The sequence below is a fragment of the Terrisporobacter muris genome, from assembly GCF_024621905.1.
Taxonomy (GTDB): Bacteria; Bacillota; Clostridia; order Peptostreptococcales; family Peptostreptococcaceae; genus Terrisporobacter; species Terrisporobacter muris.
Genome location: NZ_JANKBY010000241.1, coordinates 1 through 5,711 on the forward strand (window position 1 = coordinate 1; position 5,711 = coordinate 5,711).

The 5,711-nt window shown below is 29.3% G+C and carries 5 protein-coding genes; 4 read left to right on the forward strand and 1 reads right to left on the reverse strand.

Annotated features, from left to right (window positions below; translation table 11 throughout):
- The 4 genes from dprA to NSA58_RS14880 all read left to right on the forward strand — a co-directional run.
- Positions 1 to 948, forward strand: a 948-nt coding sequence (dprA, locus tag NSA58_RS14865; RefSeq protein WP_257560637.1) for a DNA-processing protein DprA, incomplete at its 5' end; no start/stop codon positions are given.
- Positions 949 to 972: 24 nt separating this feature from the next.
- A complete protein-coding gene (gene topA, locus NSA58_RS14870; protein ID WP_039679626.1) occupies positions 973 to 3,051 on the forward strand; it encodes a type I DNA topoisomerase in 2,079 nt (692 codons plus the stop codon).
- Positions 3,052 to 3,216: 165 nt separating this feature from the next.
- Positions 3,217 to 4,002: a GTP-sensing pleiotropic transcriptional regulator CodY gene (gene codY, locus NSA58_RS14875; protein WP_039679625.1), complete on the forward strand. Its 786-nt coding sequence runs from the start codon at positions 3,217 to 3,219 to the stop codon at positions 4,000 to 4,002.
- A 132-nt stretch (positions 4,003 to 4,134) separates the two neighbouring features.
- The gene (locus NSA58_RS14880) at positions 4,135 to 5,412 is read left to right on the forward strand and encodes a replication-associated recombination protein A (RefSeq protein ID WP_074079211.1); all 1,278 of its coding nucleotides are present in this window, start codon (positions 4,135 to 4,137) and stop codon (positions 5,410 to 5,412) included.
- Between the two features lie 68 nt (positions 5,413 to 5,480).
- Here the strand turns inward: NSA58_RS14880 and NSA58_RS14885 are convergent, their stop codons facing one another.
- The gene (locus tag NSA58_RS14885; protein ID WP_039679623.1) at positions 5,481 to 5,696 is read right to left on the reverse strand and encodes a hypothetical protein; all 216 of its coding nucleotides are present in this window, start codon (positions 5,694 to 5,696) and stop codon (positions 5,481 to 5,483) included.
- Positions 5,697 to 5,711: the final 15 nt, after the last annotated feature.

Below are 5,711 nucleotides of genomic sequence, written 5' to 3' on the forward strand. Positions count from 1 at the left end.
AATATTAAGGAAAATCTAGTAAAATATATTAGTCGTTTCAATTTATATGATATTAAGGAAAAATTATATAAAAACTCTATTCAGTATATTTGTATAGAAGATAAAGAATATCCAGAAAAACTTAAAAATATTTATAGCCCTCCTTTAATATTATTTTATAAAGGAGATTTGTCCATAATAAATAATAATTTAAATATAGCAATGGTAGGCTCTAGAAAGCCTACGACCTACGGTATAAATTGCGCACATCGTATTAGCTATGAATTATCTGAACGAGATATTAACATAATAAGTGGGCTTGCTTTAGGCATAGATTCATGCTGTCATAGAGGATGTATAAAAGGAAAAGGCAAGACTATAGCAGTCTTAGCATCATCTCTAGATAACATTAGACCATCAAGTAATACACAACTAGCTAATGAAATTTTGGAAGATGGAGGATTAATTTTATCTGAATATAATGTTGGACATATAACCACTCGTGGTAATTTTCCATGCAGAAATAGAATTATTAGTGGTATAAGTGATGGTATTATAGTTGTAGAAGCAGGAGAAAAAAGTGGTGCCTTAATTACTGCTGATCTAGGACTAGATCAAGGCAAGAATATATTTGCAGTTCCTGGTGATATTTGTTCGGATTTAAGCAAAGGTTGTCATAAAATAATTAAAGAAGGTGCAAAATTAATAGAAAATATTGATGATATTTTAAATGAATATGATAATAGTAGTTTTAATAATAATAAAAATAGTATAGAATATGATATTAAGGATTTAAGTAATGAAGCATTAAAAATAATTCAGGTTATAAAAAGACAAGGGATGTTGCAAATTAATGAAATTTGTGATAATACTGGTATTGATATAAAAAATGTAAATACTATAATAAATGAATTATTACTAAGAGACTTAGTTGTTGAAATGAATAATAAAATGTTTAGCATAAACTAAAAAATTAAGGGTGGGGGTGTGAAAATGGCGAAAACATTGGTAATTGTGGAATCGCCTGCAAAAGCTAAAACAATAGAAAAATTCTTGGGAAAAAGCCATTATACTGTAAAGGCTTCGGTTGGTCATGTTAGAGATTTACCTAAAAGTACTTTAGGTGTTGATATAGAGAACAATTTTGAACCTAGATATATTAATATCAGAGGTAAAGGTGATTTAATAAAAGAATTAAAAAAAGAAGCTAAAAAATCTAAGAAAGTATATCTGGCAACTGACCCTGATAGAGAAGGTGAAGCTATTTCTTGGCATTTAGCATATATACTTGGTATTGACGAAAATGATGAATGTAGAATAGAATTTAATGAGATAACAAAAGACGCTATCAAGAAAGCTATCAAAAGTCCTAGGAACATAGATTTAAAACTTGTAGATGCTCAGCAAGCAAGAAGAGTATTAGATAGACTTTTAGGATATCAAATAAGTCCTATACTTTGGATAAAAGTAAGAAAAGGTCTTAGTGCAGGTAGAGTACAATCAGTAACAACAAAAATAATATGTGAAAAAGAAAAAGAAATTAATGAATTTGTTCCTAAAGAATATTGGACTTTAGATATTGAAGGAATAACTAAAGATAAAGAAATAGTATTATTTAAGTTTGTATCACTTAATAATGAAAAAATAAATTTAGATAATGAAGAAGAAGTTAATAAAGTTTTAGAAAATATAAAAAATGAAAAACTAATAGTAGAAAAAATTGAATCAAAAACAAGAAGAAAATCTGCGCCAAAGCCATTTACAACTAGTGTGCTTCAACAAGATGCAGCTAATAAATTATCTTTTACAACTAAAAAGACAATGATAATAGCTCAAGAATTATACGAAGGTGTTGATATCAAAGGAGAAGGAACAGTAGGTCTTATATCATACATAAGAACAGATTCAAAGAGAATATCTGAAGAGGCTAAGGAAAAGGCAAAATCATATATCTTAGAAGAATTAGGTGAAAACTACTATAAAGTAAACGCTGACAAAAAAGAAGGCAAAGAAAAGAAAAAGGTTCAAGATGCTCATGAGGCTATTAGACCAACTTCAGTGCTTAGAACACCAGAAAGCGTAAAAAGTTCATTAAGTAAAGATCAATTTAAGCTTTACAATTTGATTTGGAGAAGATTTGTAGCTAGTCAAATGGAAGATTCCTTATTTGATGTATTAAATATAGATTGTAAAATAGGCGATGCATTATTTAGAGCAACAGGTTCAATAATGAAATTTGATGGATATACTAAAATTTATAATTTTACAGAAAGAGAAGATAAAATCTTACCACCAATAAAAGAAAATGATGAGTTGGAAGTAAATCAATTTATACCGGCACAGCACTTTACTCAGCCACCAGCAAGATTTACTGAGGCTAGTTTAGTTAAGACTTTAGAAGAACTTGGCATAGGAAGGCCTAGTACTTATGCTCCAACAATAGCAACTATCCTAAATAGAGGTTATGTGGAAAAACAAGGGACTAGCTTACATCCAACGGAGCTAGGTATGATAGTAACAGATATTTTAAATATAAACTTCCAAAAGTTTATTGATGTTGATTTTACGGCTCAAATGGAAAATAAATTGGATGAAATCGAAGAAGGTAATATACAGTGGAAGAGTGTAGTTTCAGAGGTATATGAACCTTTAAAAGAAGCTATTGCAGAGGCAAAAGAAAAAATAGAAAAAATTAATATGGATGAAGAGACTGATGAAATCTGTGAATTATGTGGATCAAACATGGTTATTAAATACGGTAGATTTGGTAAATTCATGGCTTGTAAAAACTATCCAGACTGCAAAAACACAAAGCCACTTGTTAATAAAGTAGGAGTAAAATGTCCAAAATGTGAAGAGGGAGACATTATTCTTAGAAAATCTAAAAAAGGCAAAGCATTTTATGGATGTTCAAATTATCCAGAGTGTGATTTCATAAGTTGGTATAAACCAACAGGAGAATTTTGTAAAGAGTGTGGCTCTTACATGGTAGAAAAGCATACAAAAAATGAGATAAAGGAAGTATGTTCTAATAAGGAATGTAAGGCTGAAGGAAGAATAATTGAAGAATAATTAAATAAAACTATAGAAATGACTGAATATTGGGAAAAATACAAACAATTTATTGTTAAGTATATATTTTTATGTTAGAATGAAATAGGTAAAATAAGTATATAACTAGGAAGCTAGAGAATATTAAATTCTTGAAACCTTAAACTTTGTTAAGGAGATGATTAAATGGCAAGTGAAGTATTACAAAAGACAAGAAAAATCAATAAAACTCTTCAAACAAGCGGAGGGAGTAGTGTATCATTTGATTTATTAGCAGAAACATTAGGGGAAGTATTAGAAGCTAATATATACGTGATAAATGCAAAAGGAAAAGTAATAGGTCTTTATTTAACAGATGCACAAGATAGCTCTGTTATAGAAGATGAAGAAACTAAATTACAAATTTTCCCTAAAGCATATACAGATAGTGTTTTAAAAATTAATGAAACACTGGAAAACCTAACGGGTGAGAAGGTATTAGAGGTATTTCCGTATGAACAAGGAAGATTAGAAAAATACACTACAATTGTTCCTATACTAGGAAGTGGACAAAGACTTGGTACACTAGTAATATCAAGATATGGTGATATATTTACAGATGATGATTTAGTCATATCTGAGTATAGTGCTACAGTAATAGGTATGGAAGTTCTAAGAGGGTTAAGTGAAGAAATGGAAGAAGAAATGAGAAAAACTGCAGTAGTTCAAATGGCGATAGGAACATTATCTTATTCAGAATTAGAAGCAGTGGAGCATATTTTTAAAGAACTAGAAGGAAATGAAGGTTTACTTGTTGCTAGCAGAATTGCTGATAGAGTTGGAATAACAAGATCAGTAATTGTTAATGCTCTTAGAAAATTTGAGAGTGCAGGAGTAATTGAGTCTAGATCTTTAGGAATGAAGGGAACTCATATAAAAATTCTTAATGATAAGTTAATACCAGAACTTAAAAAAGTAAGAAGTAATTATTAGTAATAAAAGGTATCTTTATAAAATAAGATACCTTTTTTAAATTATATAAAGACTTTAAAGGATTTTAAATACTTATAATTTCTAAAAGGGTTATAATTATATAGTATATAAAACTTATAAGGAGGGAAAAATGTGCAACCTTTGGCAGATAAATTACGTCCTAAAGAGTTAGAAGATATGGTAGGACAATCTCATATAATTGGTAAAGGTAAAATTATTAATAAATTATTAGATAATAACACCATACCCAATATGATTTTATATGGTCCTCCGGGCACGGGAAAAACAACGCTTGCAAACATTATTGCAAATTGTACAAACAAAAAATATGTAAAGCTTAATGCTGTAAATTGCGGAGTTAAAGAAATAAAAGAAGTGATTGATGCAAATAAACAAGATTTATTTTCTTATAATGGCATACTTTTAATGCTTGATGAAATTCAAGCTCTTAATCGCAAGCAGCAACAATCTTTACTTGAAGTTATAGAAGATGGCTCAGTTACATTAATTGCTAGTACTGCAGATAATCCATATTTTGTAGTATATAAGGCGATTTTAAGCAGAAGTACTATATTTGAGTTTAAGCCTATTGTGAAAAAAGACATATTAAAAGGTTTAAATAGAGCATTAGATAAAATGAAAAGTTTATATACATATGAAGATATTAACATAGAAAATAAGGCATTGGAGTATATTGCGGATACTTGTAATGGTGATATGAGAAGTGCTTTAAACAAGTTAGAATTAGTTTTTAACGTGGGAATAGATATATTTAATAATCGTGTGGAAGTAACATTAGATGATGTTGTAAATTGTTCTTCTGTAAAAATGTTAAATTATGATAAGGGCGGAGATGACGGATATTCCATATTGTCAGCTTTTCACAAATCTTTGAGAGGGTCAGATGCTGATGGAGCCATTCATTATTTAGCAAGATTAATAAAAGCAGGAGACCTTCAATCAATAACAAGAAGATTACTATGTGTTGCCAGTGAGGATGTAGGATTGGCTGTACCTCAAGCTATAACCATAACAGAGGCTTGTGTTTCAGCGGCCCTTCAACTAGGTTTTCCAGAAGCTCGTATACCATTAGCTCAAGCAACCATATATTTGGCACAGTGTCCAAAGTCAAATTCTGTAATTAATGCTATAGATATGGCACTATATGATTTAGATAATATTGAAACAGGAGAAATTCCGAATCATTTAAAAGATGCTCATTATGCTGGGGCTAAAAAACTAGGTAGAGGGGTGGAATATAAATTCCCTCATAATTTCGAAAATCATTATGTTGATCAACAGTATTTGCCGGATGCAATAAAAGATAAAAAATATTATGTACATGGCAAAAACAAAAATGAAAGTGCTTTCGAAAACTACTGGAAAGTAATTAAGAATAAATCAAAATAAAAACAAATATACCAATGGTATATTTGTTTTTATTTTGTAAGATCTTTATACTTTATTTTACCTGTAAATTATACTTTTTCATGAGGTGTTGTTTTCATTTGATTGTTTAAGTTATGTTGTTTTGTTCTAGTTTTTTTACTAAATTTAGCCTCATTTTGAGATGCTATTTTAACATTAACTTGCACATCATCAACATGAATTGTACCTAATTCATTGGCTATTTCTAATTTTTCATTTTCATAATCCTTCATTTTCTTTGTACTAGGTCTTTTTTTATCAGTCATTTATACACATCCTTT